The 25,452-nt window shown below is 73.6% G+C and carries 22 protein-coding genes and 2 pseudogenes; 10 read left to right on the forward strand and 14 right to left on the reverse strand.

All coding sequences use genetic code 11. The features are described from left to right. Both L1885_RS05630 and miaB read right to left on the reverse strand, forming a co-directional pair. Positions 1–232: pseudogene (locus L1885_RS05630) on the reverse strand (hypothetical protein); the annotation flags it as partial. A gap of 178 nt (positions 233–410) precedes the next feature. Continuing rightward, positions 411–1,919: a tRNA (N6-isopentenyl adenosine(37)-C2)-methylthiotransferase MiaB gene (gene miaB, locus L1885_RS05635; RefSeq protein ID WP_235795853.1), complete on the reverse strand. Its 1,509-nt coding sequence runs from the start codon at positions 1,917–1,919 to the stop codon at positions 411–413. Between the two features lie 230 nt (positions 1,920–2,149). Here miaB and L1885_RS05640 point away from each other — a divergent pair, with 230 nt between their 5' ends. Next, positions 2,150–3,151, forward strand: a complete 1,002-nt coding sequence (locus L1885_RS05640; protein ID WP_235795854.1) for a TAXI family TRAP transporter solute-binding subunit — start codon at positions 2,150–2,152, stop codon at positions 3,149–3,151. Between the two features lie 159 nt (positions 3,152–3,310). Here L1885_RS05640 and L1885_RS05645 read toward each other — a convergent pair whose 3' ends face one another. Both L1885_RS05645 and L1885_RS05650 read right to left on the reverse strand, forming a co-directional pair. Continuing rightward, the gene (locus L1885_RS05645) at positions 3,311–4,714 is read right to left on the reverse strand and encodes a sensor histidine kinase (protein ID WP_235795855.1); all 1,404 of its coding nucleotides are present in this window, start codon (positions 4,712–4,714) and stop codon (positions 3,311–3,313) included. Positions 4,715–4,735: 21 nt separating this feature from the next. After that, complete coding sequence (locus L1885_RS05650) at positions 4,736–5,467, reverse strand: response regulator transcription factor (protein WP_235795856.1); 732 nt, start codon at positions 5,465–5,467, stop codon at positions 4,736–4,738. Positions 5,468–5,721: 254 nt separating this feature from the next. Here L1885_RS05650 and L1885_RS05655 point away from each other — a divergent pair, with 254 nt between their 5' ends. From L1885_RS05655 to L1885_RS05685, 8 genes are all read left to right on the forward strand, one after another. Then, positions 5,722–6,507 carry an amino acid ABC transporter ATP-binding protein gene (locus tag L1885_RS05655; RefSeq protein WP_235795857.1) on the forward strand — a complete coding sequence of 262 codons (786 nt, stop codon included), beginning with the start codon at positions 5,722–5,724 and terminating at the stop codon, positions 6,505–6,507. Between the two features lie 355 nt (positions 6,508–6,862). Further along, positions 6,863–7,693: a glutamate ABC transporter substrate-binding protein gene (locus L1885_RS05660; RefSeq protein WP_235795858.1), complete on the forward strand. Its 831-nt coding sequence runs from the start codon at positions 6,863–6,865 to the stop codon at positions 7,691–7,693. A 468-nt stretch (positions 7,694–8,161) separates the two neighbouring features. Beyond that, entirely contained in the window at positions 8,162–8,833 is a 672-nt protein-coding gene (locus L1885_RS05665; protein ID WP_235795859.1) for an amino acid ABC transporter permease, read from the forward strand. Further along, complete coding sequence (locus L1885_RS05670) at positions 8,830–9,747, forward strand: amino acid ABC transporter permease (protein ID WP_235795860.1); 918 nt, start codon at positions 8,830–8,832, stop codon at positions 9,745–9,747. Before L1885_RS05665 ends, L1885_RS05670 begins: the two co-directional genes overlap by 4 nt. Before the next feature lie 166 nt (positions 9,748–9,913). Further along, positions 9,914–11,539, forward strand: a complete 1,626-nt coding sequence (locus tag L1885_RS05675; protein WP_235795861.1) for an FAD-dependent monooxygenase — start codon at positions 9,914–9,916, stop codon at positions 11,537–11,539. Between the two features lie 47 nt (positions 11,540–11,586). Continuing rightward, a complete protein-coding gene (locus tag L1885_RS29360) occupies positions 11,587–11,658 on the forward strand; it encodes a putative leader peptide (protein WP_310851512.1) in 72 nt (23 codons plus the stop codon). 104 nt (positions 11,659–11,762) lie between these two features. Next, the gene (locus tag L1885_RS05680) at positions 11,763–12,458 is read left to right on the forward strand and encodes a cupin domain-containing protein (RefSeq protein WP_235795862.1); all 696 of its coding nucleotides are present in this window, start codon (positions 11,763–11,765) and stop codon (positions 12,456–12,458) included. After that, the gene (locus L1885_RS05685) at positions 12,455–12,997 is read left to right on the forward strand and encodes a rhodanese-like domain-containing protein (RefSeq protein WP_235795863.1); all 543 of its coding nucleotides are present in this window, start codon (positions 12,455–12,457) and stop codon (positions 12,995–12,997) included. The genes L1885_RS05680 and L1885_RS05685 overlap by 4 nt, the downstream gene beginning before the upstream one ends. Positions 12,998–13,540: 543 nt before the next feature. Here the strand turns inward: L1885_RS05685 and recX are convergent. From recX to L1885_RS05720, 7 genes are all read right to left on the reverse strand, one after another. Beyond that, positions 13,541–14,182 (reverse strand): recombination regulator RecX, encoded by a 642-nt coding sequence (recX, locus tag L1885_RS05690; protein WP_268983683.1) that lies wholly within the window; start codon positions 14,180–14,182, stop codon positions 13,541–13,543. Further along, positions 14,169–15,317 carry a recombinase RecA gene (gene recA / locus L1885_RS05695; protein ID WP_235795865.1) on the reverse strand — a complete coding sequence of 383 codons (1,149 nt, stop codon included), beginning with the start codon at positions 15,315–15,317 and terminating at the stop codon, positions 14,169–14,171. The genes recX and recA overlap by 14 nt, the downstream gene beginning before the upstream one ends. A 592-nt stretch (positions 15,318–15,909) precedes the next feature. Then, the gene (gene dhaK, locus L1885_RS05700; RefSeq protein ID WP_235795866.1) at positions 15,910–16,905 is read right to left on the reverse strand and encodes a dihydroxyacetone kinase subunit DhaK; all 996 of its coding nucleotides are present in this window, start codon (positions 16,903–16,905) and stop codon (positions 15,910–15,912) included. 201 nt (positions 16,906–17,106) lie between these two features. Beyond that, positions 17,107–17,769 carry a dihydroxyacetone kinase subunit DhaL gene (gene dhaL, locus L1885_RS05705; protein ID WP_235795867.1) on the reverse strand — a complete coding sequence of 221 codons (663 nt, stop codon included), beginning with the start codon at positions 17,767–17,769 and terminating at the stop codon, positions 17,107–17,109. A 202-nt stretch (positions 17,770–17,971) separates the two neighbouring features. Then, positions 17,972–18,769 (reverse strand): HAD-IA family hydrolase, encoded by a 798-nt coding sequence (locus L1885_RS05710; RefSeq protein ID WP_235795873.1) that lies wholly within the window; start codon positions 18,767–18,769, stop codon positions 17,972–17,974. Between the two features lie 5 nt (positions 18,770–18,774). Further along, positions 18,775–19,656 carry a class II fructose-bisphosphate aldolase gene (locus L1885_RS05715; protein WP_235795868.1) on the reverse strand — a complete coding sequence of 294 codons (882 nt, stop codon included), beginning with the start codon at positions 19,654–19,656 and terminating at the stop codon, positions 18,775–18,777. A gap of 350 nt (positions 19,657–20,006) precedes the next feature. Beyond that, complete coding sequence (locus tag L1885_RS05720; protein WP_235795869.1) at positions 20,007–21,821, reverse strand: response regulator; 1,815 nt, start codon at positions 21,819–21,821, stop codon at positions 20,007–20,009. Between the two features lie 131 nt (positions 21,822–21,952). Here L1885_RS05720 and L1885_RS05725 point away from each other — a divergent pair, with 131 nt between their 5' ends. After that, on the forward strand, positions 21,953–22,201 hold the full coding sequence (locus tag L1885_RS05725) for a hypothetical protein (protein WP_235795870.1): 249 nt from the start codon (positions 21,953–21,955) through the stop codon (positions 22,199–22,201). Between the two features lie 191 nt (positions 22,202–22,392). Here the strand turns inward: L1885_RS05725 and L1885_RS05730 are convergent, their stop codons facing one another. The 3 genes and pseudogenes from L1885_RS05730 to L1885_RS05740 form a co-directional block, all read right to left on the reverse strand. Further along, positions 22,393–23,727, reverse strand: a complete 1,335-nt coding sequence (locus L1885_RS05730; RefSeq protein ID WP_235795871.1) for an aldehyde dehydrogenase family protein — start codon at positions 23,725–23,727, stop codon at positions 22,393–22,395. Positions 23,728–23,888: 161 nt separating this feature from the next. Further along, on the reverse strand, positions 23,889–25,181 hold the full coding sequence (locus tag L1885_RS05735) for an AI-2E family transporter (protein WP_235795872.1): 1,293 nt from the start codon (positions 25,179–25,181) through the stop codon (positions 23,889–23,891). A 10-nt stretch (positions 25,182–25,191) separates the two neighbouring features. Next, positions 25,192–25,452, reverse strand: a pseudogene (locus L1885_RS05740) (germacradienol/geosmin synthase); the annotation flags it as partial.

The raw sequence follows: 25,452 nt of genomic DNA on the forward strand, positions 1-25,452 counted from the left end.
CGGGCGGCACGCCGAACCCCCGGAACGAACCGGGGGTGCCCGCGGGGTACGAACCGGGCGCGGAGGCCCCGGCGGGGCCGACGACGACGAGCCGGTCGGCCCGGGCCGCGGCCAGCACGGAGAGCGCGTCGGAGGCGGCCGTGCGGGCGGCGTCCAGTTCGGCGGCCGCCCCGGCGGCGACCTCGGGCACGAGCAGGGGCGGGCAGGGGCATACGGCGGCGGCGACCAGCATGGTCAGACCTTAACCCGCGACGATCACCCGGGACGCGTCGCCGGGGCACGCACCACGGGGTGCGCGACCGGCCCCGCGAGTGAGCCCCGCGGGCCCGGTGGGCCTGGGCGAGCGGACCGTGCCGGCCGCACGCACCGGGGGCGCGCCGCCGCCGCGTCGGCGGCCGGCCTCGGAACGCTCAGAGCGCCGCGCAGCCCTGCGCCGCCGGGAGGGGCGCGGGGACGCCGACGCCGGGCAGGCCCAGCATGACGCCCTTGCGCTCGGTCTCCTGGGCCGTGCGGCGCTGCCAGGCGTCGCCGGCGCGCGTGCGCCGCACCTCGGTCGTCGGCCCCTCGGCGAGCAGGTGGTGGGGCGCGGCGTAGGTGATGTCCACGGTGACCGTGTCGCCGGGGCGCACGTCCTGTTCCGGCTTGGTGAAGTGCACGAGGCGGTTGTCGGCGGCGCGCCCGGAGAGCCGGTGCGTCGCGTCGTCCTTGCGGCCCTCGCCCTCGGCGACCATGACCTCGATCGTGCGGCCGACCTGCTTCTTGTTCTCCTCCCAGGAGATCTCCTCCTGGAGGGCGACGAGGCGCTCGTAGCGCTCCTGCACGGTCCGCTTGGGGATCTGGCCCTCCATGTCCGCGGCCGGCGTGCCGGGGCGCTTGGAGTACTGGAACGTGAACGCCTGCGCGAAGCGCGCCTCGCGCACCACGTGCAAGGTCTGCTCGAAGTCCTCGTCACTCTCGCCGGGGAAGCCCACGATGATGTCGGTGGAGATGGCGGCGTGCGGGATGGCCGCGCGCACCTTCTCGATGATGCCGAGGTAGCGGTCCTGCCGGTAGGAGCGGCGCATCGCCCGCAGCACGGTGTCGGAGCCGGACTGCAGCGGCATGTGCAGCTGCGGCATCACGTTCGGCGTCTCGGCCATGGCCGCGATGACGTCGTCGGTGAAGTCGCGGGGGTGCGGCGAGGTGAAGCGGACGCGCTCCAGCCCCTCGATGCCCCCGCAGGCGCGCAGCAGTTTGGAGAAGGCCTGCCGGTCGCCGATGTCGGAGCCGTAGGCGTTGACGTTCTGGCCGAGCAGTGTGATCTCGGATACGCCCTCGCCGACGAGCGCCTCGATCTCGGCGAGGATGTCGCCCGGCCGGCGGTCCTTCTCCTTGCCGCGCAGCGCGGGCACGATGCAGAAGGTGCAGGTGTTGTTGCAGCCCACGGAGATCGACACCCAGGCCGCGTAGGCGGACTCGCGGCGCGTGGGCAGCGTCGAGGGGAACGCCTCCAGCGACTCGGCGATCTCGACCTGGGCCTCTTCCTGGACGCGCGCGCGTTCGAGCAGGACGGGCAGCTTGCCGATGTTGTGGGTGCCGAAGACGACGTCCACCCAGGGCGCCTTCTTCACGATGGTGTCGCGGTCCTTCTGCGCGAGGCAGCCGCCGACGGCGATCTGCATGCCCGGCCGCCGGGTCTTGGCGGGGGCCAGCCGGCCGAGGTTGCCGTAGAGCTTGTTGTCGGCGTTCTCCCGCACGGCACAGGTGTTGAAGACGACGACGTCGGCCTCGTCCTCGCCCTCGGGGGCGCGGACGTAGCCGGCGTCCTCCAGCAGTCCGGAGAGCCGTTCGGAGTCGTGGACGTTCATCTGGCACCCATAGGTGCGGATCGCATAGCTTCGGTTGGCGCCCACGGTCTGGCCCGGCTCACTGCTGCTCATGCGAACAAGGGTAGGCCGTGCGGGTGGCTGCCCCGGCCCCGGTGCGGGTGGCTGCCCCGGCCCCGGTGCGGGTGGCTGCCCCGGCCCCGGCGGCCGGGACGGGAGGCAGCACCGGGGCACGGCTGTGCCGGGTCTCGCCGGGGACCGCGTGCCGGGGCGGGGCCGGGCACGGGCGGCGGAGCCGGACCGCGGCCTGGTCGGGGTCGGAGGGGTGCTGGCAGGATCTGCGCATGCCCTCCCTCGCGTCCCGCCGGAGCCGCCGCCGGCGTGCCGCGGCCGCGGCGGGCGCGCTGGCCGTGGTGGCGGCCCTCCTGGCGTGGTGGGTGGTTCCGGGCTCCCCGCCGGAGCCCCGCGGCACCGCCGTCTTCAGCACCGGCGTGCGCACGGGCGTCTACCACAAGTACGGCGACCTGCTGGAGCGGTACCTGCGCAGGGACATGCCGGACGTGCGTGTGGAGCTGATCCCCAGTGAGGGGTCGCGGCAGAACCTGGAGCGGGTCGCCTCCGGCGAGGCGCAGTTCACCTTCGCGACGGCGGACGTGGTCGCCGCCTACCAGCGCGAGCACCGCCCCGGCCGGGAGCGGCTGCGGGGATGCGCGCGCCTGTACGACGACTACGTGCAGCTCGTCGTCCCGCGCGGCTCGCCGGTGCGCTCGGCCGCCGACCTGCGGGGGCTGCGCGTCGGGGTGGGCCAGCGGGGCTCCGGCGTGCGCCTCGTGGCCGACCGGCTGCTGCGCGCCGCCGGGCTCGACCCCGCGCGGGACGTCACCGAGGTGCTCCAGGGGATCGACCGGATGCCGCAGGAACTGGAGTCCGGCGGGCTCGACGCGTTCTTCTGGACGGGCGGGCTGCCCACCGGCGCGGTGACGCGCCTCGCGGAGCGCTTCCCGGTGCGCCTGGTGCCGCTCGGACCCGAGCTGGTCGAGCGGCTGCACGCCGCCACGGGCACGGACGGGGGCTACTACCGCTCGGCCGCCATACCGGGGGACACGTACGGCGCGGCCGGCGGCGGCGAGGTGGCGACCGTGGCCGTGGCCAACCTGCTCGTCACGACGGACCGCGTCGATCCGGCCCTCGCGGAGGGCTTCACGAGGACGGTGATCGACACCCGGGACCGGATCGGCCGGGTGGTGCACCCCGCCCAGGTCGTCGACCTGCGGACCGCCATCTACACGGATCCCCTGCCCCTGCACGAGGGGGCGGTGCGCTACTACCGGTCCGTCAAGCCGTGAGGCGCCCGCCCCGCCGAGCGCGGCGGGCCCGGCGGGACCGTTGGGGCCGGGGCGACCCGCGAGACCGGTGGGCGCAGTGAGGCCGGTGGGACTGGTGTGACCAGTGGGGCGGATGGGACCGGACGTCGGTCGACGCGCACCAGGGCCCCCGGCGTGCGCTCACGGCGCGGCCGGTGCCGAGCGCGGCAGCGTGCACGTGGCCACCAGGCCCTTGGGCTCCCCGGGCGCGAAGGTGAGTGACCCGCCCGATGCTGCGAGCAGCGCACGCGCGATCGACAGGCCGAGACCGGAGCCCGACACGTTCTGGTGGCGGCCGCTGCGCCAGAAGCGGTCGCCGACGCGCGCGAGCTCCTCCTCGGTGAGGCCGGGGCCGCCGTCCCGCACCACGACGGCCGACGTCTCGCCCGACGACGTGGCGGTCACCACCACCGATTCCCCCGCCGGAGTGAATTTCAGGGCGTTGTCGATGACCGCGTCCAGCGCGCTGGACAGCGTGACGGGGTCCGCCCACGCGGTGACCGCGGCCTCCCGCCACTCCAGCCGTACGCCCCGCTCGCGGGCGAGCGCCCGCCAGGCCGCGACGCGCTCCCCCGCGAGGGCCCCGACGTCCGTGAGGCGCGCGTCCGCGGGGGCGTGCTCGGCGAGCGCGAGGTCGAGCAGGTCGTCCAGCACGGTGCCGAGCCGCTTTCCCTCGGCCCGCACGGACGCGATCTCCGCGTTTCCCCTGGGCAGTTCGAGCGCGAGGAGCTCGATGCGCAGCAGCAGCGCGGACAGCGGGTTGCGCAACTGGTGCGAGGCGTCCGCGACGAACGCGCGCTGCTGCTCCAGGACCTGTTCGACGTTGTCGGCCATCTCGTTGAACGAGCGTGCCAGGCGGCGCAGTTCGGGCGGACCACCGGCCGCCGCGACGCGCGCCTTCATGCGCCCCGTGGCAATGGCGTGGGCGGCCGCGTCCAGGACGCGTACGGGCAGGAGCACCCAGCCGGCGAGCCGCGCGGCGGCCGCCACGGCGACGAGCATCGCGGCCGCCTCACCCGCCGCGATCACCAGCCAGCCGCGCAGGATGCGTGAACGCAGCTGTCCTGTGGGCGAGTCGGTGACGACGACGGCGACGACGTCGCCGTCCCGCACGACGGGCGAGGCGACGTACAGCCTGCGGTCCTGCCAGGGCCACACCTGCTCGGGATCGTCGCTGCGACGGCCGAGCAGCGCCTCGCCGAACGCGTCGCGCCCCTCGCCGGCCGCGGGCAGCACCCACGACGCCGGGGCCTTCGCCATGACCGTGCCGTCGCGCAGGAAGACCCCCGCCCGGATCTCGTAGACCTCGTTGTAGCGGGCCAGTTCGGTGGCGAGGGTGCGGCCGCGCTCCTGCCCGCCGGTGGTGGAGCCGGTGTCGTCGGTGACGAACTGCGCGAGCGCCGACACCCGGGCCGTGTCGTCGATGCGGTCGACGACGACCCGCTGCTGCTGCGCGGCCGCCCTGCTCACGGCGAGGGGGAAGCCGAGGGCGAGCAGCACGGCCGCCATCAGGACGATCAGCAGCGGCAGCAGCCGGGAGCGCACGCGTGTCCCGATCCCGCGCCGTCAGGCGGCGTGCGGCGCGGCGGGAACGGCGAGCCGGTAGCCGACGCCCCGTACGGTCTCGATCAGCTCGGGCAGGCCGAGCTTGTGCCGCAGCGAGGCGACGTGAACCTCGAGCGTGCGGCCCGTGCCCTCCCAACTGGTCAGCCAGACCTCGGAGATGATCTGCTCGCGGCGGAAGACGACCCCGGGCCGCTGCGCGAGCAGCGCGAGCAGGTCGAACTCCTTGCGGGTGAGGGGCACCGGGGTGCCGTCGACGGTGACGCGGCGCGTGGGCGGATCCAGCGTGATCCGGCCGAGGGTGGTCTTCTCCGGTGCGCCGGAGGTGTCCGCCGCGTCCCGCGCGCCGGCGCCCGCGCGCGGCGCCCGCCGGCTCACGGCGTGGATGCGGGCGAGCAGTTCACCGATGTCGTACGGCTTGACGACGTAGTCGTCGGCGCCGAGGTTCAGGCCGTGGATGCGCGAGCGCACGTCGGCGCGCGCCGTCACCATGATCACGGGAGTCGTGCTGACCTTGCGGATCCGGTCGCAGACCTGGAAGCCGTCCTGGTCGGGCAGGCCGAGATCGAGCAGCACCACGCCGAACGCGTCGGGGCCGCCGTCCGCGCCCGGCAGCAGGGCCCGCAGCGCCTCCTCGCCGCTGCGGGCGTGCACCGGCTCGAAGCCGTGCCGGGCGAGCACCGCCGCGAGCGCGGCGGCCACGTGGTCGTCGTCCTCCACCAGCAGAAGTCTCACCGGTCCCCCTCTCCCGTCGTTCGTCCCGGCACCCGGCATCCACTCCGACGACGCCCCGGGGCGTCAAGCGCCGTGCCCGTTCCCTCCCCCTTCGTTACCCACCCGGAACACCCGCCAACGCGGGCGCCGAAAGCGGCGAATCGGGACGGGCCGGAGATGCCGGATCGTGATGCTCAAGCTTCGCTCAGATGTGATGACGCTGGTGGGAGCGGCTGCCTATCGTCCCGTCAAGCCCACCAGGACGGAGCGTCATCATGGACGCAGTGCCACTGGCCGAGGGGTCGAAGGACGCCGTGAGCCGTACCGACGACCTCGTCGTGCTGAGCCATGTCGACAAGCACTTCGGCCCGTTGCACGTCCTGCGGGACGTGGACCTGACCGTCGCCCGCGGGGAGGTCGTGGTCGTGATCGGGCCCTCCGGCTCCGGAAAGTCCACGCTGTGCCGCACGATCAACCGGCTGGAGACGATCGACTCGGGCACGATCAGCATCGACGGACGCCCGCTGCCGCAGGAGGGCAGGGAGCTCGCGAGGCTGCGCGCCGACGTCGGCATGGTCTTCCAGTCGTTCAACCTCTTCGCCCACAAGACCGTGCTGGACAACGTCACGCTCGGGCAGATCAAGGTCCGCAAGATCCCGAGGTCCGCCGCCGAGGAGAAGGCCAGGGTCCTGCTGGACCGCGTCGGCGTCGGCTCCCAGGCGGACAAGTACCCGGCGCAGCTCTCCGGCGGCCAGCAGCAGCGCGTGGCCATCGCGCGCGCCCTGGCGATGGACCCGAAGGTCATGCTGTTCGACGAGCCGACCTCCGCGCTCGACCCCGAGATGATCAACGAAGTCCTCGAAGTCATGCAGCAGTTGGCGCGTGACGGCATGACGATGATCGTCGTCACGCACGAGATGGGCTTCGCGCGCTCCGCGGCGAACCGGGTCGTCTTCATGGCCGAAGGCCGGATCGTCGAGGAGGCCGCCCCCGACGCCTTCTTCAGCAGTCCCCGCAGCGACCGGGCCAAGGACTTCCTGTCGAAGATCCTGCACCACTGACCTTCCGTCCGGGACGTGCCGCGCCCTCGCGCACCACGCGTACGGGCGCCGCGCGGGCCCGCGGCGGATCCGCGGGCACCGGCCGCGCCCGGTGCGGACGGCGGATCCGCGCACACCGGCCGCGCCGGCTTCGCGGTACGGCCCCTGCCCGGGCCGGCGTCCCCGCAGCCGCTCGGTCCCGTCCCCACGTCCCCTCGCGGCGCAGCAGTCCCGCAGTCTCGCGGTCCTCTCGTAGTACCGCGTCCCGCAGTCCCTCAGCTCCGCCCGGCGGCGCCCGCGTCCCGGGGGCCGCGCCCGCCGCGCCCCTCGGCACGGGCAAGACGTCCGACCGACTCATCCGATGGGAAGTCCAGGCATGAAACTCCACAAGACGACCACGGCCGCGGCCGCCGCGCTGGTCCTGTCCCTCGCCCTGACCGCGTGCGGCAAAGGCGGAGGCGGCGACAAGGGTGCGGACGGCGGCGGCAAGATCACCATCGGCATCAAGTACGACCAGCCGGGGCTCGGCCTGAAGAAGCCGGACGGCAGCTTCGCCGGCTTCGACGTGGACGTCGCCCGGTACGTCGCCGGTGAACTCGGCTACGACGCCAAGGACATCGAGTGGAAGCAGGCGCCGAGCGCCGAGCGGGAGAACATGATCGCCAATGGTGACGTGACGTTCGTCGTCGCCAGCTACTCGATCACCGACGAGCGCAAGCAGCGCGTCGACTTCGCCGGCCCGTACCTGCTCGCCCACCAGGACCTGCTGGTGCGCTCCGGCGACACGTCGATCACCAAGGCCGGGGACCTCAACTCCAAGAAGCTGTGCTCCGTGACGGGTTCGACGTCCGCGCAGAACGTCAAGAAGGAACTCGCGCCGAAGGCGCAGCTCCTGGAGGTCGGCGGCTACTCGGAATGCCTGACCGGCCTGGAGAACAAGGCGGTCGACGCGCTCACCACCGACGACTCGATCCTCGCCGGGTACGCGGCGCAGAAGGAGCACCAGGGCAAGTTCCGCCTGGCGGGCCTGCGGCTCAGCGACGAGAACTACGGCATCGGCCTCAAGAAGGGCGACACCGATCTCAAGAACAAGATCAACGCGGCGCTGAAGAAGATGGTCTCCGACGGCTCCTGGCAGAAGGCCGTGACCGCCAACTTCGGCCCGGCGCACTACAAGAACGAGCCGGCCCCGGCCGTCACGGGCTGACACCCGGTCGCGCCGCGACGGGTCGCAACCCCGGGGCCGGGTTCCGGGCCCGCGGTCCGGAGCTTGCCGTTACGGCCGAGGCTGAGGCTGCGGCTGCGGCCGCACCGACCGAGGTCACGGCTCCGCTCCGGCCGCCACGGCCCGAGGCCCCGGCTCCGGCTCCGGCCGGCAGGGAGACCGGGCTCCGGCTCCGGCCGGCAGGGAGACCCGGCTCCGGCTCCGGCAGGCTCTGGGGCCGAGGCTCCGGCCCCTGCCGGTACGCGCCGAGGCTTCGCCCCGGAGCCGGTTTCCGCCGGCCCGGGCCGGCACCCGGCGCGCGACGGCCCGTGTACGACCACCCACTCACCATCGTCCGTACTGCTACGCACCGTCCGCGCACGGTCCGCGCCACGCCGCCCTCCTGGGCGCGCGGGGCGGGCCGGGGCGGACGACCGCACAGCCCACCCTTCGGGAAAGCGCGGGGGCGCCGTGTTCGACTTCCTCAACTCCGACTACGACCTGCTCGGCGCCTTCTGGGTGACCGTGCAGCTCACCCTCTACTCCGCGGCCGGCTCGCTCGTCTGGGGCACGCTGCTGGCCGGCATGCGCGTCGGGCCCGTCCCGCTCATGCGGGGCTTCGCCACCGCGTACGTCAACATCGTGCGCAACACGCCGCTGACCGTGCTGATCGTGGCCTGCTCGCTCGGGCTCAACCAGACGCTCGGGATGGCGCTGGGCGGCAAGGACTTCAAGGAGATCGGGTTCCGCCTCGCGATCCTCGGACTGGTCGCGTACACCGGCACGTTCGTCTGCGAGGCGCTGCGCTCCGGCATCAACACGGTGCCGCTCGGGCAGGCCGAGGCGGCGCGCGCGCTCGGGCTCGGGTTCTTCCAGTCGCTGGTGCTGATCGTGCTGCCGCAGGCGTTCCGCGCCGTCGTGGCGCCCCTCGCCAACGTGCTGATCGCGCTCACCAAGAACACCACGGTGGCGGCCGCGATCAGCGTGGCGGAGGCCGCGGCGCTGATGAAGGAGATGATCGAGAACGAGAGCGACGCGCTGTTCGCCGTGTTCGCGGTCTTCGCGTTCGGTTTCGTGGTGCTGACACTCCCCGTCGGGCTGCTGCTCGGCTGGGTGGGCCGGCGCGTGGCGGTGAAGCGATGAGCGGCGGATCCGTCCTCTACGACGCCCCCGGCGCCCGCGCGAAGCGCCGCAACCTCCTCTACACGGCCCTCTTCGTCGTGGTCCTCGCGCTCGCCGCCTGGTGGGTGCTCGCGGCCATGGCGGACAAGCAGCAGTTGACGGCCGCGAAGTGGAGCCCCTTCGTCACCGACCCCGCGGTCTGGTCGACGTACCTGCTGCCGGGCCTCGGCGAGACCCTGCTCGCGGCGGGACTGTCGATCGTGGTGGCGCTGCCGGTGGGCATGCTCCTCGGCCTCGGCCGGCTGTCCGACCACGCGTGGGTGCGCGTGCCCGTCGGGACCGTGGTCGAGTTGTTCCGCGCGATCCCCGTCCTGCTGATGATGGTCTTCGCGGCGCAGCTGTACGCGGAGTTCAGCTCCCTCTCGTCCGACATCAGGCCGCTGTACGCGGTCGTGACCGGGCTCGTGCTGTACAACGCCTCCGTGATGGCGGAGATCGTGCGGGCCGGCGTCCTGTCGCTGCCACGCGGGCAGACCGACGCGGCCAAGGCGATCGGCATGCGCAAGGGCCAGACGACGCTGTCCGTCCTGCTGCCGCAGGCGGTGACGGCGATGCTGCCGGTGCTGGTGAGCCAGCTCGTCGTGATTGTCAAGGACACCGCGCTGGGCGGGGCGATCCTCGGCCTGCCGGAACTGCTGGCGCAGAACCGGACGATCACCGCGAACTACGGCGCGAACACCATCGCCGCGTTCACCGTCATCGCGGTCCTGTACATCCTCGTCAACTTCTCCCTCACGAGCTTCGCCGGGTGGCTGGAGCGGCGGCTGCGCAGGGCACGGCGTTCCGCCGGGGTCGTCCTCGGCACCGAGCAGGGGGAGGACATCGGGGTGGCGAACCCGCCCGGGGCGCCGACGGACGAGCTCCGGGACGCCTGAGGCCGAAGTGACGGGCAATCACCTTCGGGTCTGGCCGAGGGTGTACGCGCCGCCGAGGCGGTCGCTTGACGCGGGAACCCCCAGTCGGTTGCATACGTTCTGTGATCACGCACCGGGCGCCGGCCGCCCCTGACCGCACGTCCGTCCGGGACCGGGGGGCGGCCTCGTGGACCCGGTGATCGTCGTCGGCGCCGGCCCGGTGGGGCTCACGCTGGCCCTGGCTCTCGCGGCCGCGGAGGTCCCCTCGGTGGTCCTCGACGAGAGCGGCGGCGAGGACGCGCCGCGTCCGGCGCGGACCGTGGTGCTGCGGCCCGACACGGCCGCACTGACGGCCCGCCTCGGGTGCACCACCCTCAGTGACGAGGGGGCGCGGTGGGACGGCTGGCGCCTGATGCGGCGCAAGCAGCCGGTGCGGGAGCTGCCGCTCGGAGTCGAGGGCTTCCCCTCCCCCGTGCACATCGCGCAGCACGCGCTGGCCCGGGGCCTGCGGGAGGCCATCGCGAAGACCTCCCTGGTCAAGGTGGTCACGGACAGCCGCCTCGACTCGCTGGAGCAGGACGCCTCAGGAGTCACGGCGCACACCCGCGGCCCCGGCGTCTCCTACTGGCGGGGCAGCTACCTCGTCGGCTGCGACGGCGCGAGGTCCACCGTCCGCAAGCTGCTGGCCGTGCGCTTCCCCGGCCGCACCGCCGTGGAACGGTACGCGGTCGCCGCGCTGCGCGCCGAGCTGCCCTGGCCCCGCGACGCGGTGCTGCACCGGCAGCCGCCGTGGCGTACGGGCGGGGACGAGATCTCGGCCCGCCCGCTGCCCGGAGGAACCTGGCGGCTCGACTGGCTGCTGCCCGCACGCGGGGACCTGGTCACGCCGGACGCCCTGGTGGCGCGCGTACGGGACGCGCTGGCGGGCTGGTGCGGCGAGACCCCGCCGTACGACCTGCTCGACACCGGCGTCTACACGCTCCACCACCGGCTGGCGCAGCGGTGGCGGGTCGACCGGGCGTTCCTCGCAGGGGAGGCCGCGCACCTCATGGGCGCCGTCGGCACCCAGGGGCTCGACGAGGGCGTCAGGGACGCCGACAACCTGGCCTGGAAACTGGCCCTGGCCTGGCACCACGGCGCGACGAAAACGCTCCTCGACAGCTACCAGGCGGAGCGGCGCACCGCGGTCGCGGCCCGGCTGCGCGCCGCGGACCAGTCGCTGCCCATACTGCGCAAGGCAGGCGGGCTGCGGGCGATGCTGCCCGGGACGGCGGCCGGGCGCGAGATGCTGCTCGCCGACGGCCACCTCGGGCAGGGTCCGCTGGGCGCGCCGCCCTCGTACCCGAACTCGCCGCTGGCCGCCCCGCGTGCGGAGGGCTGGACACCGGTGGGCACCGCGGTCGGGGCCCCGGTCACGGACGTGCGGGTGACGACGCCGGACGGGACCGCGGGACGGCTGCGCGACCGGTTGGGCCGTGGGCGGCTGCTGGTGCTGCTCGTGGCGCCCGGCACCGCGGTGTGGGACCGGCGGCACTGGCTGACGGCCGGTGTGATGCCCCGGCTCGCCGCGACCGTCGGCGACCTGCCGGCGGATGCCGAACTGCTGGTCGCCGAGGCCTATCCGGATGCCCCGGCCCACAGCGTGCTGCTGGTGCGGCCCGACGGGCACCTGGCCGCCGCCTTCGGCGGGGTGCGCCCCGAGGAGTTGCGCGCCGCGGCGGAGGCCGTGCGCGGCGGGACGGATCCGGCACCCGGCGAGGCGCCGTCGGACACGCGCACGAAGGCGGAGGGCCGCACGGCGGACATCAATTGACCGCGGGGCACGCCCGTGGTGTACTCCGGAACGTGACCGACACCTGTGTGCGCCTGTGGCGGAGGGTCCATATGGACCTGCTCCGCTATGCGGGCTGCGTGTGTCGCCCGTCCTGCTGACTCGCCCTTTCTCCTCGCGCACCCCGCCGCGCCCCGCTGCCCCGATCGAGGGCACCCGGCCGCGGCGGCTCGCGCGTACCCGCGAATCCCGTCAGGACGGCGCCATGTCTGTTTCCGCTTCCACCCCCGCCTCTCGCTCCGCCTCCTCCCCGTCGGCGCCTTCGCCGACTGCCCCTGCCCGGTCGGCAGCCACTACGGCCGGCCCTGCTCTGCCGGCCTCCTCCACGGCCGGCTCCGCCGCCGGCTCCGCGCCGTCGGCATCCTTCACGGCCGGCTCCGCTTCGTCGGCATCCGCCTCGCCTTCGGCGGGGCCGTCCCCGGCGGAACTCCTGTCCTTCGTCCGCGCCACGGCCGCGGACGCCGAACTCGTCGCGTCGCTGCCCCTCGACCCGGAGGGGCGGACGTGGATCCGTCTCGACGGTCCCGAGGGCAGCGAGGCGTGGCTCATCGGCTGGCCGCCCGGGACCGGCACCGGCTGGCACGACCACGGCGGCTCGTACGGGGCGTTCGCCACGGCGGCGGGCGCGTTGCGGGAGGACTCGCTCGCCGCCCGGCTGCCCACCGAGGGCTGGAAGACGCTGGAACTCGCCGAGGGCGTGGACCGGAACCGGCTGCTCGAGGGCGGTGACGCCCGCGCGTTCGGCGAACACCACGTGCACGAGGTCCGCAACGAATCCGGCACGACACATGCCGTGTCCGTCCACGCCTACTACCCGCCGCTGCCTATGATGCGCCGTTACAGCAGGTCGGGAGCCGTGCTGCGGCTCGAAGAGGTCGAACGCCCCGAGGAGTGGCAGTGAGTAGCGCAGTCGATCCCGCAGGCACCTCCGCACAGTCCGAACCCACCGGCGCGCACGCGCCCGGGAACGGCTCCGCGCCGGGCTCGCCCGGGAACCGCCCCGGGGCGAGCGGATCCCACAACGCTTCCGCCCCGGGCCGCGCCGGTGGCCGTGTCGCCCCGGCGTCCGTCGAGGAAGTCCTCGACACCGCCCGGACCGGTCTGGAGCGCGTCGGCCCCGAGGAGGCCCGGCGCGCGGTGCTGGAGGACGACGCCCTGCTCGTGGACATCCGCTACCAGAAGCAGCGGGAGCGCGACGGGGTGATCCCCGGCTCGGTGCAGATCGAGCGCAACGAACTGGAGTGGCGCCTCGACCCGCGCGGCAGCCACAGGATCCCCGAGGCGACGGGCCACGACCGCCGGATCGTGGTCCTCTGCAACGAGGGGTACGCGTCCTCCCTGGCGGCCGCCTCCCTCCAGCAGCTCGGCCTGCACCGGGCGACGGACCTGGAGGGCGGCTTCCAGGCCTGGCGCGAGGCCGGCCTGCCCGTCAGCCACTGACGGACGAACACGACGACGGATCGGAACGACGGGACAGAACGCAACGACGGATCGGAACGACGGGACGGGAGAAGCCCGAGGAACCGAACGGCGGGGCGCGGCGTGCCGCGTCGGTTGGTGCCCGGCGAGGGGCGCAAGGCGCAGCACGTGGTGATGCCGGGCGCCGGCTGCCGCGCCCCTGGGCCGCGGCAGCCAACCGGCCGCCGCGCCCGGACCGAGACCGGGACGGGACTGAGACCACATGCACGGTACGCGGGGCGTCCCCTCGCGTCCTGCCCGGCCCTTCCGGCCTGGGCCGCTTCGGGCCGAGGCCCCTGCCGGCCGCTCAGGCGTCGGCTCTTCGGCCCACAGTCCCTCCGATCCCCCGGCCGTTCAGAGTCTCTGGCCCTTCTGCCCCGCAGTCCTACGGCCCCGCAGTCCACCGACAGCCTTGCCGCGGCCTCCCGATCCGAACGTCAGCCGATCCGAACGTCAGCCGGTCCGTCGCTCAGCCGGTCCGTCGATCCGTCGGCCAGTCAGTCAGTCAGTCAGTCAGTCAGTCAGTCAGTCCGGGAACGCCTCGTCGAGTCCTTCCGTGTCCTCCCCCTCTTCCTCCAGCGCCTGCCGCACCACACGCAGCGCCAGGCCCTGCCCGTACCCCTTGCGCGCCAGCATGCCGACCAGCCGGCGCAGACGGCGGTCCCGCTCCAGGCCGCGCGTCGAGCGGAGCTTCGAGGCGACCAGCTCGCGCGCGGTGGCCTCCTCGCGCTCCGCGTCGAGTTGTCCGACCGCCTCGTCGATGACGGTCGACTCCACGCCGTTCGTGCGCAGTTCGCGGGCGAGCGCGCGGCGGGCGAGGCCCCGGCCGTGGTGACGCGACTCCACCCAGGCGCCCGCGAAAGCGGCATCGTTGATCAGGCCGACGTCCTCGAAGCGCGAGAGCACCTCCTCCGCGACCTCATCGGGGATCTCCCGCTTGCGCAGGGCGTCCGCCAGTTGCTTGCGCGTGCGTGGCATCCCGGTGAGCTGGCGCAGGCAGATCGCCCGCGCGCGCTCGGCCGGGTCCTGTGGCGGCAGCTCCTGCCCGGCCCTCGACGGGCCGGAGCTGCCGCCCTGCCGCGCCGTCCGTCCCCGCCTCCCGGCCCGGCGTCCGGCCCCGGATCGGGAGGGCTCCTCCTCGGACACGGACGGGTCAGCTCTTGGCAGCCGCGGCCTTGGCCGTCTTGGCCTTGCCCGCGGATGCCGCCGTGGCCGTGGTCGACGCCGCGACGACGGGCGCGGGCTTGGCCGCGTCGGCACCGGGGGCCGCCGGATCCGCCGGGGTCTCCGCCTCCGAGTCCTCGGGCCGGACGCCGACGCCGAGCTTCGTGAGGATCTTCTTCTCGATCTCGTTCGCCAGGTCGGGGTTGTCCTTCAGGAAGTTGCGCGCGTTCTCCTTGCCCTGGCCGAGCTGGTCGCCCTCGTACGTGTACCAGGCGCCGGCCTTGCGCACGAAGCCGTGCTCCACGCCCATGTCGATCAGGCCGCCCTCGCGGCTGATGCCCTGCCCGTAGAGGATGTCGAACTCGGCCTGCTTGAACGGCGGCGAGACCTTGTTCTTCACGACCTTGACGCGGGTGCGGTTGCCGACCGCCTCCGTGCCGTCCTTCAGCGTCTCGATGCGGCGGATGTCGAGGCGCACCGACGCGTAGAACTTGAGCGCGCGGCCACCCGTCGTGGTCTCCGGCGAGCCGAACATCACGCCGATCTTCTCGCGGAGCTGGTTGATGAAGATCGCCGTCGTCTTCGACTGGTTGAGCGCGCTGGTGATCTTCCGCAGCGCCTGGCTCATCAGCCGGGCCTGGAGGCCGACGTGCGAGTCGCCCATCTCGCCCTCGATCTCAGCGCGCGGCACGAGGGCCGCGACGGAGTCGATGACGATCAGGTCGAGCGCGCCGGAGCGGACCAGCATGTCCACGATCTCCAGCGCCTGCTCGCCGTTGTCCGGCTGCGAGAGGATCAGGTTGTCGATGTCGACGCCGAGCTTCTTCGCGTACTCCGGGTCGAGGGCGTGCTCCGCGTCCACGAAGGCCACCGCTCCGCCCGCCCGCTGGGCGTTGGCCACGGCGTGCAGCGTGAGGGTCGTCTTGCCGGAGGACTCGGGGCCGTACACCTCGACGACCCGGCCGCGCGGGAGCCCGCCGACGCCGAGCGCCACGTCGAGCGCGGTCGATCCGGTGGGGATGACCTCGATCGGCTCGTTCGGCCGCTCACCGAGGCGCATCACCGCGCCCTTGCCGAACTGCCGCTCAATCTGTGCGAGCGCGGCGTCCAGCGCCTTCTCGCGGTCCGTACCTGCCATGGGTTCCACCCGATTTGCTTGAGTCGATCGCTTCACGTCGATGACGCTATCCCCTGCCACTGACAACGGGTCCCGACGACCGTCGCCGCCTGTGGTCACAGCGCCGCTTCACAGCACTGCTATAAGAATGGATGTTCGATTTTGATGTCAAGCGCACCACGCGGCGCGGGCCGCACCCTGGCACTCGGAGCCACTTCCGGCGCCTCCGGCTCCCGAGGCGGTTCCGGCACCCCCCGCACACCCCGCACACCCCGAAGTACCCCGGCGCCGTCGAGGTACCCCGCATCGGCTCCGGCGCGATGCAGCTGCCGGGCCGTGGGGCGGCCCCGCCCGCTCGCCCGAGGAGGGCGGCGCCGTGGTCCGGCGCGGCCGAACCCGGCGTTCTCGGGCCGGGCCTGATCCGGCACCTCGGCGTCGGCGACGTCACAGACAGCCAGCCTGGGAGACAAGGAGACAAGGGAGGCAGACAGACAGGCGGGGAGACAGGCGGACAGGCACAAGACAGGTGCCCGGCGGCGGGCAGGCAGGCGCGTCCGGCAGCGGGCAGCCGCCGATCGGTGCCCGCCGCCGGACGCTCCGGTCCCTGACGGCCTCAGAACACCCGGATCGCCGTCTCCGCCGGGTCCCGCAACAGCTCCTCGATCTCGTCGTCCAGCCGCACCAGCGTGATCGAGCAGCCCGCCATGTCGAGCGACGTGCAGTACTCGCCCACGTACGAGCGGCCGACCTCGATGCCGCGGTCCGCGAGCTGCTGGTGGGCCAGGCCGTAGACCAGGTACAACTCGCCGATCGGGGTCCCGCCGAGGCCGTTGACCATCAGCGCGACCCGGTCGCCCGACGCGAACGGAAGGTCGTCGGCGACGGCCGTCACGAGCTCCTCGACGATGTCCTTCGCGGGACGCAGCCCCTCCCGCCGGCGGCCCGGTTCGCCGTGGATGCCGACGCCCATCTCGATCTCGTTGTCGGGCAGGTCGAACAGCGGCCCGCCCTTGGCCGGCGGCGTGCACGCCGTCAGGGCCATGCCCATGGTGCGCGTGACGGAGTTGACCTTCTCTCCGATCCGGTACACCTCGTCCAGGTCCGCGCCGCGCTCCGAGGCCGCGCCGCACGCCTTCATCACGAAGAAGTTGCCCGCGACGCCGCGGCGGCCGACGGTGTACGTCGAGTCCTGCACGGACACGTCGTCGTCGATGAACAGGGTGCGTACGGAGACGCCGTCGGCCTCGGACAGCTCCTCGGCCATCTCGAAGGACATCCGGTCGCCCGTGTAGTTGTTCACGAGCAGCAGCACGCCCTTGGGGGAGGCCACCAGCTTGACCGTCTCGTACACGTAGTCGGTGGGCGGCGCGGAGAACACGTCGCCGGGGCACGCGGCGTCCAGCATGCCCTTCCCGACGGACATCACGTGCGCGGGCTCGTGGCCGGACCCGGAGCCCTGGACCAGGGCCACCTTGTCGATGTCCGGCGCGTCGGACCTCATGATCAGGTTGAACTCGGGGACGTACCTGAGGGTGTCGGGATTGGCGAGCGCCAGTCCCCGCAGCATCTCGGGCACGTAGTCCTTGGGGTCGTTGACGAACTTCTTCATGCCATCGCTCCTGGGTCTCGTCGTCGAGGTGGGAGGCGTAGTACGGAAAGTCGCGGTACGGGTGTCGGGGTACGGGTGCCGCGGGGGGCGCCCGTCCGGAGACCAGGTGTCGCCGGTCGGGGGCCGCTGGTCGGGTGCCGTGGGGGCGCCGGTCCGGGGCCGCGGGCTCAGGGGCCGCCCGGGCTCAGGGGCGGCCCGGGCTCAGGGGCGGCCCGGCCACTCGTCCGCGATGCGCTCCGCCATGACGGCGACCGCCACGGCGCCCGCGTCGGGCGAGCCGATGCTCCGCTCCCCCGTGTAGCTGGGGCGGCCCCGCATGGCCTGCATCGAGGAGGTGGCGTCCGCCGCGGTACGGGCGGCTCCGGCGGCGACCCGTGCCAGCTCGGCGGGGGTGCGCGCGGAGTCCGTGACGCTGCTGTCCACCTGCTTCTCCAGCGCATCGGTCATTGGGATCAACGCGTCGAGCAGGGTCTTGTCGCCGAGGTCGGACTTGCCGCGCGCCTTGATGCCCTCGATGGCCGCGCGGAGCATCGCCACCGCGTCGTGCGCGGTCAGGGAGTCCATCGCGCTGCGCTCGCTCACGGCCGACGCGCCCCGCAGGAACGCCGTGCCCCACAGCGGGCCCGACGTGCCGCCGACCCGCTTGGAGATGACGAGGGCGACCTTCTTGAGGAACTGGGCGGGCGTCGTGCGGTCGAGCGTGTCCCAGTCGTCGAGGACGATCTCGAAGCCGCGGGCGAGCGAGTAGCCGAGGTCGCCGTCGCCGACGACGGCGTCGAGGTCGCAGAAGTACCGCTCGTTGTCCACGGCGGTGCGGGCGACGGTCCGGACGACGTATTCGAGATCGCTGGGTTGGGGCGTCATGGCGCTTCGTCTCTCCTGTGGTCGGTTCCGGTCCCGTGGGTGCGGCGACCCCGCCGGCGTTCGGGATCCGCGGTCTGCGGGATCCTCGGTCTGCGGGATCCGCGAACGCGGAATCGCAGGCGGCCGGGGCGCGCGGTGGTCTCGGACGGGTGATGGCTGCGCGGGGAGCCGGGGTGCCGCGGCGGCCGCGGTGCGCCCCGGGTCAGCCCCTGCCGCGTACGGCCCCCTTCCCGAGCAGTTCCGCCAGGTCCCCGAGGCGCACGTACGGTTCGGGGCGCAGGCCCAGCGGATCGGCCCGCACCTCGGTGAGGGTCTCGTCGGGCGGCGGATCGCCGAGCGAGGAGACCACGAGCGAGGCGCCCGTGAAGTCCTCGTCGCCCGTGTAGGCGCTGGTCGTGACGGCGCAGCCGAGGCCGGCGGCGAGCGCGGCCAGCATGCCGTTGCGGCTGTCCTCGACCACCACCGCGTCGGCCGGGTCGACTCCGAGGCTCGTCACCGTCAGGTCGTAGATGTCGGGCGCCGGCTTCTTGTGCTCCACGACGTCGCCTGCGAAGACGCCGAACCTGGCGGCCAGTTCCTTGCCCGCGGCGAGGTCCAGGACGCTGCGGACGGACCGTTCGGCCGAAGTGGAGGCGACGGCGAGGATCCAGCCGGCGTCGGCGGCCTCCTCCGCGATCCGCCGGATGCCGGGCCGGGGCGGCAGGACGCCGCTCGCGACGATGTCCGTGTAGATCTCGGTCTTGCGCCGGTGCCACCGGGCGACCTCCGCGTCGAGCGCGGCGGGGTCGTCCGGCAGCCCCGTCCGCTGCAGGAAGCCGGGGGTCAGCAACGTCCTCATGCGCTCCTTGCCTCCGCCGACCTTGACCAGTTGCGCGTACTCCGCGTCGCTCCAGCGCACCGGCAGGTCGAACTCGGCGAAGGTCTGGTTGAACGCGGGCAGGTGGCCGTGGCGTTCGGTGTCGGCGAGGACGCCGTCGCAGTCGAAGACGAGAGCGGGCATCGCGCTCACCCGGCCTTCCCGGCCGCGGCGGGCGCGCGCCCCTCGCTGCCGAACAGCGTCATCAGCGAACCGGCCAGTTCGACGACGTCCGCGCGCACGGCGCGGAACAGCGACGGCGGGTCCCACTTGCCGCGCGCCTCGGCCTCCTTGAGGAAGGCGAGGTTCGCCTGCATGTACGTCTCCTTCAGCGCGGTGGAGATGTTGACCTTGGCGCATCCCCGGGAGATCAGCTCGCGGAACTGCTCGTCCGACATGCCGCTGCCGCCGTGCAGGGCGATGGGCAGCGGGTGCGCGGCGACGATGTCGGAGACGCGGTCGAAGTCCAGTACGGGCGCGCGCTTGTAGTGGCCGTGGGCGTTGCCGATGGCGGGTGCGAACACGTCGACGCCGGTGGTGCGCAGGAACTCCAGGGCCACGGCGAGGTCCTGCCGCGCGGCCTCCGCGTCGCTGCCGACGTCGTCCTCGACCCCGGTGATGGACTCGATCTCGCCCTCGACGTCCGCGTTGTGGCGGCGGGCCTCGGCGACGACCTCGACGGTCTGCCGCATGTTCTCGGCGACGGGCAGGTGCGAGGCGTCGAACAGGACGGAGTTCCAGCCTGTCCGCAGGCACTCGGAGATCACCTCGCGTTCCGGGCAGTGGTCGAGATGCAGGGTGACGGGCACCTCGATGCCCGCCGTCATCGCTTCCCACATCGCGTACAGCACGCCGCTGCCGATGGACTTCACGGTCTTGACGGAGGTCTGCACGATGAGAGGCGAGCGTTTCTCGACGGCGGCGCCGAGGACGGCCTCCAGGGTGAGGTCGTTGACGATGTTGATCGCCGGGACGCCGTAGCGCTGGTCGAAGGCGTCGGTCACGATCCGGGTCAGCGGTACGACGGGCACGGCACGCTCCAGGGTTCCTGCGCCGCGTCCGCGGCGCGCCGAGATCACCTGCTCCTTCGACGCTAGGCCCCCGGGCCGCGCGGCGCGGGCGGGAATCTCCCCATCTACGAGTAGGGAATCCCCGTACGCGGCCCCCGCCGGCCCGGTGGGCCGTGCCGCGGCGGCGCGCCTCCGGAGGGCGGTACGGGCCGTGCGCGGAGGCGGCCCCGCCCGGGACGGCACGGGCCGTGCACGGAGGCGGCCCCCTGCGGGACGGCTCGCTCACGACCAGGAACCGCGCGTCCGGGCGTCCCGGCCGGGGTGGGGCGCGTTTCAGGGCGCGGGGGCCGGCGCCCACCGCGGCGGCGGCCTCAGTGCTGGGCCGCGCGGTGCGCGAGAGCTGTGCGGTTGGGCGCGCCCGTCTTGCGCAGCACGGCACCGACGTGCTTCTCGACCGTCTTCACGGCGATCCCGAGCGCGGAAGCGATCTTCTTGTCGGGCAGCCCCTGCTCGACGAGCGCACGGACCTCGCGCTCGCGGTCGGTCAGGGCCTCGGGCCGGGGCCTGTCGCGGTCGGCGAAGCCCCGCAGCACCCGCTCGCTGAGCAGCGCGTCACCGCGGCTGGCCGCCAGAACGGCGCGCACCACGGCGGGCCCGTCCAGATCGGAGCCGACGCAGCCCCGCGCGCCCGCGAAGACCGCCTCCTGGAGCAGTTCGTCGCCGAGGTCGTCCGTCATCACGAGCACGGCGGCCGTGGGACTCGCGGCCCGTACGTACGAGGTGAGGCGTGCGCCGTCGAGACCCGGCATCCTGAGGTCGAGCAGCACCACGTCCGGTTCGAGCACCCGTACCGCGTCCACGACCTCGCGGGCGTCCGCGACCTCCCCGACCACCTGCACCCCGGGCTCCGCCCGGCCCAGCAGCCGCACGAGGCCGGCCCTGACGACGGGCCGCCGGTCCACCACCAGGACCCGGCACGCGCTCACGGCTGCCGCGCCCCGCTCACCGCCGTCCCGCACGTACGGCACGCCCAGCCGGATGCGGGTGCCCCAGCCCGGCGTCGACTCGACCTGCAGTTCCGCGCCGAGCTGCCTGGCCCGGGTGACGATGCCCGTCAGTCCCAGGCCGGCCCGCCGCACGGAGGGGTCCTGGGTGTCGAAGCCCCGCCCGTCGTCCTCGACGACGACGGAGAGCTCGTCGTCGCCGTACATCACGCCGACCCGCAGCGTGGCGGCGGCCGCGTGCGTGACGACGTTCGTCAGCGCCTCTTGCACGAGGCGCAGCACGGCGGCGCCGAGGTCCGCGTCGAGCGCGCGCCGCTCACCGGTGACGACGAGGTCGGTCCGGACGGACGCGGTCGAGCGGACCCACTCGAGTTCGACGGCAAGGGCGTCGTCCAGGGACGGCAGGTCGAGCAGGGTCGGGCCGAGGCCGAGGACCGTGCGCCGCGTCTCCAGCAGCGCGGTACGGGCCGCCGCGCGCGCGGCGTCCAACCGGCCCCCGGCGTCCTGGACCTCCGCGGCGTCCATGTGGGTGATGATCGAACCGAGCGCTCGGGCGACGGTGTCGTGCACGTCGCGTACGACGCGCTCACGCTCCGCGCCGACCGCCAGCCGCCGGGCGCGCTCCTCCGCCTCGCGGTGCAGGCGGGCGTTGGTGATGGCGATGGCCGCGTGCCGGGCGAACAGCGCCAGCAGCTCGACGTCCTCGCCGGTGAACCGGATCAGCGGGTCGGTGCTGAAGACGACGCACACGCCGATGATGTCCCCGCGCCACTCGATGGGCACGGCGAGCGTCGCGTGCAGCCGCTCGCGGTCGCCGGGTCCCACGTGGCCGCCCCGGACCTCGCTGTAGCTGTCGAAGACGCAGGGCCCCCGGCGGGTGACGACGGCGCCCGTGGCGCCCTCCGCGAGCGGGAACACGCGCCCCTCCTGGCAGCCGACGCCCAGGTCGGCCTCCTTGCGGTAGGTGCCCGCGCGCTCGTCGACGGTGCTGATGGACCCGGCGCCCGCGCCCAGCAGGGCGACGGCCCGCCGCAGGATCCGGTGGAGCAGCGGCTGGAGGGCGAACTGCCCGGCGAGGTCCTCGACGGCGCCGCTCAACGCGTCGAGCTGCGCGTCCGTGCTCACGCGCCCGGCACGGACGCTCCGTACAGGCTCACCGGTGAGCCTGCCGACAGTTCCCATGGAGTCAGCGTAAGCGCGGGCGCCCGCGACCGCCCCGGCTGGGACGGTGGCCCTCGTGGATGCGGCACGGGCCTGCCGGGGGCAGACTTCCAGCACGTAAGGCTCTGGGGCACCAGCCCGAGGAGGCAGCCATGGCCAGGCCAGCAGCCCTCATATCGGCCCTGATACCGGCGGTCGCGCTGGGCGGCGCGTGGTGGTGGGCGGCGGCCCGGGTGGTGTGCGCGCCGGAGCACGCGGGGGTGACGGAGAAGGTGGTCGTGGCGGGCGGCTGGGGGCTGAGCCTGCTTCCGGTGCACGTGACGTCTCGCGCGGCGCTCGCGGCGGAGGCGGCCGAGCGCGTGCGGCGCAGGCTGGAGCGGGCGCGCCGCGCGGGGCGGTGAGCGTTCACGACGACTCGGGCGGCCGTTCCCCGGTCGGCGCAGGCCACGTGGGGCGGCGGGTGCGTACCGGGGCGGCGGGACCCGGGCACCACCCCGATGGCTCAACGGAGACGACGGGCCGACGGGCCGGCCCCACGGCGTCGCCTCCCCGTCGGCCCCTCGTCCCCTCGGCCCGTCGGCCGGCTGACCGGTCAGCCTGCGTCCGCCGCCGCGAGCACGGCCTTGCGGTGGCTGAACGTCTCCATCGAGTACGGGCCGTGGTAGCTGCCCATGCCGCTCTCCCCGACCCCGCCGAACGGCAGGTCCGGGACCGTCAGGTGCGAGACGGGGATGCCGAAGGTGACGGCGCCCGAGGACGTCTCCGCCAGCAGCCGCTCCCGTGTCGTCTCCGACCGTGTGAACGCGTAGAGGGCCAGCGGCTTGTCGCGGTCTCCCACGAACGCGATCGCCTCGTCCAGGCCGTCGACCTCCACGACGGGCAGGACGGGCCCGAAGATCTCCTCGCGCATGACGGGCGAGTCGGGGGCGACGCCGCTCAGCACGGTCGGCGCGATGTAGCGGGCCGAGCGGTCGCTTCCGCCGCCCGCGGCGACGGTGCCGGAGTCCAGCAGGCCGTGGAGCCGGTCGAAGTGCCGCTCGTTGACGATGCGTCCGTAGCGCGGCGAGGCGGCGGGGTCGTCCCCGTACACGGCACGGATCGTCTCGACGAGCGCCGCGACCAGGAGCTGGGCGGTGTCCGGGTCGGTCAGCACGTAGTCGGGGGCGACGCAGGTCTGGCCCGCGTTCAGGAACTTGGCGCCGACCAGGCGTGCGGCCGTTTCGGCGATGTCCGCGTCCCGGTCGACGAAGACGGGCGACTTGCCGCCCAGTTCGAGGGTGACCGGGGTCAGGTGCTCGGCGGCGGCGCGCATCACGATGCGCCCGACGGTGCCGTTGCCCGTGTAGAAGATGTGGTCGAACCGCTGCTCCAGCAGCGCCGTCGTCTCCGGGATGCCGCCCTCGACCACGGCGACGGCGTCGGAGTCCAGGTGCTTCGGCAGCAGCCGCGCCAGCAGCGCGGACGTCGCGGGCGCCAGTTCGCTGGGCTTCACGACCACGCAGTTGCCCGCCGCGAGCGCCCCGACCATGGGTGCCAGGAGCAACTGCGCCGGGTAGTTCCAGGGCCCTATGACGAGCACCACGCCGAGCGGTTCGAGCAGGCTCCAGGCCCGCGCCCCCGGAAGGTGGTCGGGCACCGCGGCCGGGGTGGGCCGCAGCCAGCCGTCGAGGTGTTCGAGGGTGTGATCGATCTCCCTGACGGTGAACAGGACCTCCGTGCGGACGGCTTCCCGCTCGCTCTTGCCGAGGTCCGTGTGGAGCGCGGCGGCCAGGTCGCCCTCGTGCTCCGTCAGCAGCCCGCGCAGGGCGGTCAGCTGCCCCACCCGCCAGGCACGGTCCTTCGTCCGGCCGGTGCGGAAGGTCGCGCGCAGCCTCGCCACGGTTTCGTCGGCGGGTTCGGTGGCGTGGTCGGTCACGGTGCTGCACATCCTTCGGGCGGTACGGCCAATTTCGATGCTATATACAACTGATTCTGGTGGTCCGTACAACGAACCGGTGGGCAGCCATCATCCTGCCCAGGGGGCGATCCGGATCACACCGCGGCCCACGGCGGCGGGATCGGATTCCGGCGGCCCGCTGCCGGCCGCGTTCAGTCGCTCCGTCCGTCGCTCCTGCTCGCGCCCCCGTCGCCCGTGCCGTCGCCGCGGCCTCGCTGCGCCCTGCGGGCGATCCTCCGCAGCAGCTCCCCGCGGCCCCGGCCGGCGCTCTCCGGCCCGCCCCGGGTACGGGACCGGCCGCGGGCCGGCGCGGGGAGGTCGCCGACGACGTCGTAGCGCCGGACGTAGGTGCCGAGGAACGCCTGGAGCGTGGCGACGGCCGGGATGGCGATGAGCGCGCCGACGGCACCCAGCAGCGCCGTCCCGGCGATCACCGAGCCGAACGCGACCGCCGGGTGGATGTCCACGGTCCTGGAGGTGAGCTTGGGCTGCAGCAGGTAGTTCTCGAACTGCTGGTAGACGACCACGAAGGCGAGCACCCACAGCGCGTACCAGGGGTTCACCGTGAAGGCCACCAGCATCGGCAGGGCGCCCGCCAGGTACGTGCCGATGGTCGGCACGAACTGCGAGATCAGACCGACCCACACCCCCAGGACCGGCGCGTACGGGATGCCGAGGATCTGCAGCAGGACGTAGTGCGCGACGCCCGAGATCAGCGCCATCAGGCCGCGCGAGTACAGGTAGCCGCCGGTCTTGTCGACGGCGATCTCCCACGCCCGCAGCACCTCCGCCTGCCGGGCGGGCGGCAGCACGGAGCACAGGGCGTGCCGCAGCCTGGGTCCGTCGGCGGCGAAGTAGAAGGAGAAGAGGAAGACCGTGAGCAGCCGGAACAGCCCGCCGAGCACGGTCGTGGAGACGTCGAGCACGCCGCTCGCGCTGTTTTGCACGTAGCGCTGGAGCCAGTCCGAGTGCAGCAGGCTGTCCTGGATCTGCAGCCGGGACAGGCTGGTGTGGAAGTGTCCGTTGGTCCAGCTGATGACGGAGTCCAGGTACTGCGGGAAGTCGTCGATCATCTGCGAGATCTGGCCGGCCAGCATGGATCCGAGCATCACCACGAAGCCGACGCCGAACGCGACGACGCCCAGGAACACCAGCAGCGTCGCGACGCCCCGGCGCATACCGCGCGCGGCCATCCTGCTCACGGCGGGCTCCACGGCGAGCGCCAGGAAGAACGCGATCAGAATGTTGATCAGCAGCCCCACGAGCTGGTGGAACGCCCAGCTGCCCAGCTGGAAGCACGCGTAGAGGCCGAGCACCAGCACGACGGCCCGGGGCAGCCAGCGCGGCATGCGCGCACGCGCCTCCGCCGGGCGCGGCGGGGGCGGGGTGGTCGGCGGCGGGGTGTGCGCGGGGGTGTCGCGCGCGGTCTCGTCTGTGGTGGCCACGGAGCCAGTCTCACCCACCGCGGGCGCAACCTCGTACGCGGAGAGCCGGCGCCCTGCTCACACGGGCCCCGGACCGCCGCCCGCCCCCGTCCCCGCCGCCCGTCCGAGGAGGCGCGGGCGGCACCACCCGCGACGCCCGGCGGGGATCGGCCTCGGTGTAGCGGTGGCAGCCCTCGTGCCAGACGAGGATGCCGGAGAGCCAGTTCTCCAGTTCCTTCACGTATCCGGCGAGCGCGGCGCGCGCCGCGCCGTCCAGCTCGAAGTCGGCGCA

This window comes from Streptomyces fuscigenes (assembly GCF_021556455.1).
Lineage (GTDB): Bacteria > Actinomycetota > Actinomycetes > Streptomycetales > Streptomycetaceae > Streptomyces > Streptomyces fuscigenes.

Excerpts from the sequence above, each read along its gene's own strand:
- miaB (WP_235795853.1), bottom strand. The coding sequence starts at position 1,919 with ATGAGCAGCAGTGAGCCGGGCCAGACCGTGGGCGCCAACCGAAGCTAT.
- L1885_RS05640 (WP_235795854.1), top strand. The coding sequence starts at position 2,150 with ATGCCCTCCCTCGCGTCCCGCCGGAGCCGCCGCCGGCGTGCCGCGGCC.
- L1885_RS05655 (WP_235795857.1), top strand. The coding sequence starts at position 5,722 with ATGGACGCAGTGCCACTGGCCGAGGGGTCGAAGGACGCCGTGAGCCGT.
- L1885_RS05660 (WP_235795858.1), top strand. The coding sequence starts at position 6,863 with ATGAAACTCCACAAGACGACCACGGCCGCGGCCGCCGCGCTGGTCCTG.
- L1885_RS05670 (WP_235795860.1), top strand. The coding sequence starts at position 8,830 with ATGAGCGGCGGATCCGTCCTCTACGACGCCCCCGGCGCCCGCGCGAAG.
- L1885_RS05680 (WP_235795862.1), top strand. The coding sequence starts at position 11,763 with ATGTCTGTTTCCGCTTCCACCCCCGCCTCTCGCTCCGCCTCCTCCCCG.
- recA (WP_235795865.1), bottom strand. The coding sequence starts at position 15,317 with ATGGCAGGTACGGACCGCGAGAAGGCGCTGGACGCCGCGCTCGCACAG.
- dhaK (WP_235795866.1), bottom strand. The coding sequence starts at position 16,905 with ATGAAGAAGTTCGTCAACGACCCCAAGGACTACGTGCCCGAGATGCTG.
- dhaL (WP_235795867.1), bottom strand. The coding sequence starts at position 17,769 with ATGACGCCCCAACCCAGCGATCTCGAATACGTCGTCCGGACCGTCGCC.
- L1885_RS05710 (WP_235795873.1), bottom strand. The coding sequence starts at position 18,769 with ATGCCCGCTCTCGTCTTCGACTGCGACGGCGTCCTCGCCGACACCGAA.
- L1885_RS05720 (WP_235795869.1), bottom strand. The coding sequence starts at position 21,821 with ATGGGAACTGTCGGCAGGCTCACCGGTGAGCCTGTACGGAGCGTCCGT.
- L1885_RS05725 (WP_235795870.1), top strand. The coding sequence starts at position 21,953 with ATGGCCAGGCCAGCAGCCCTCATATCGGCCCTGATACCGGCGGTCGCG.
- L1885_RS05730 (WP_235795871.1), bottom strand. The coding sequence starts at position 23,727 with ATGTGCAGCACCGTGACCGACCACGCCACCGAACCCGCCGACGAAACC.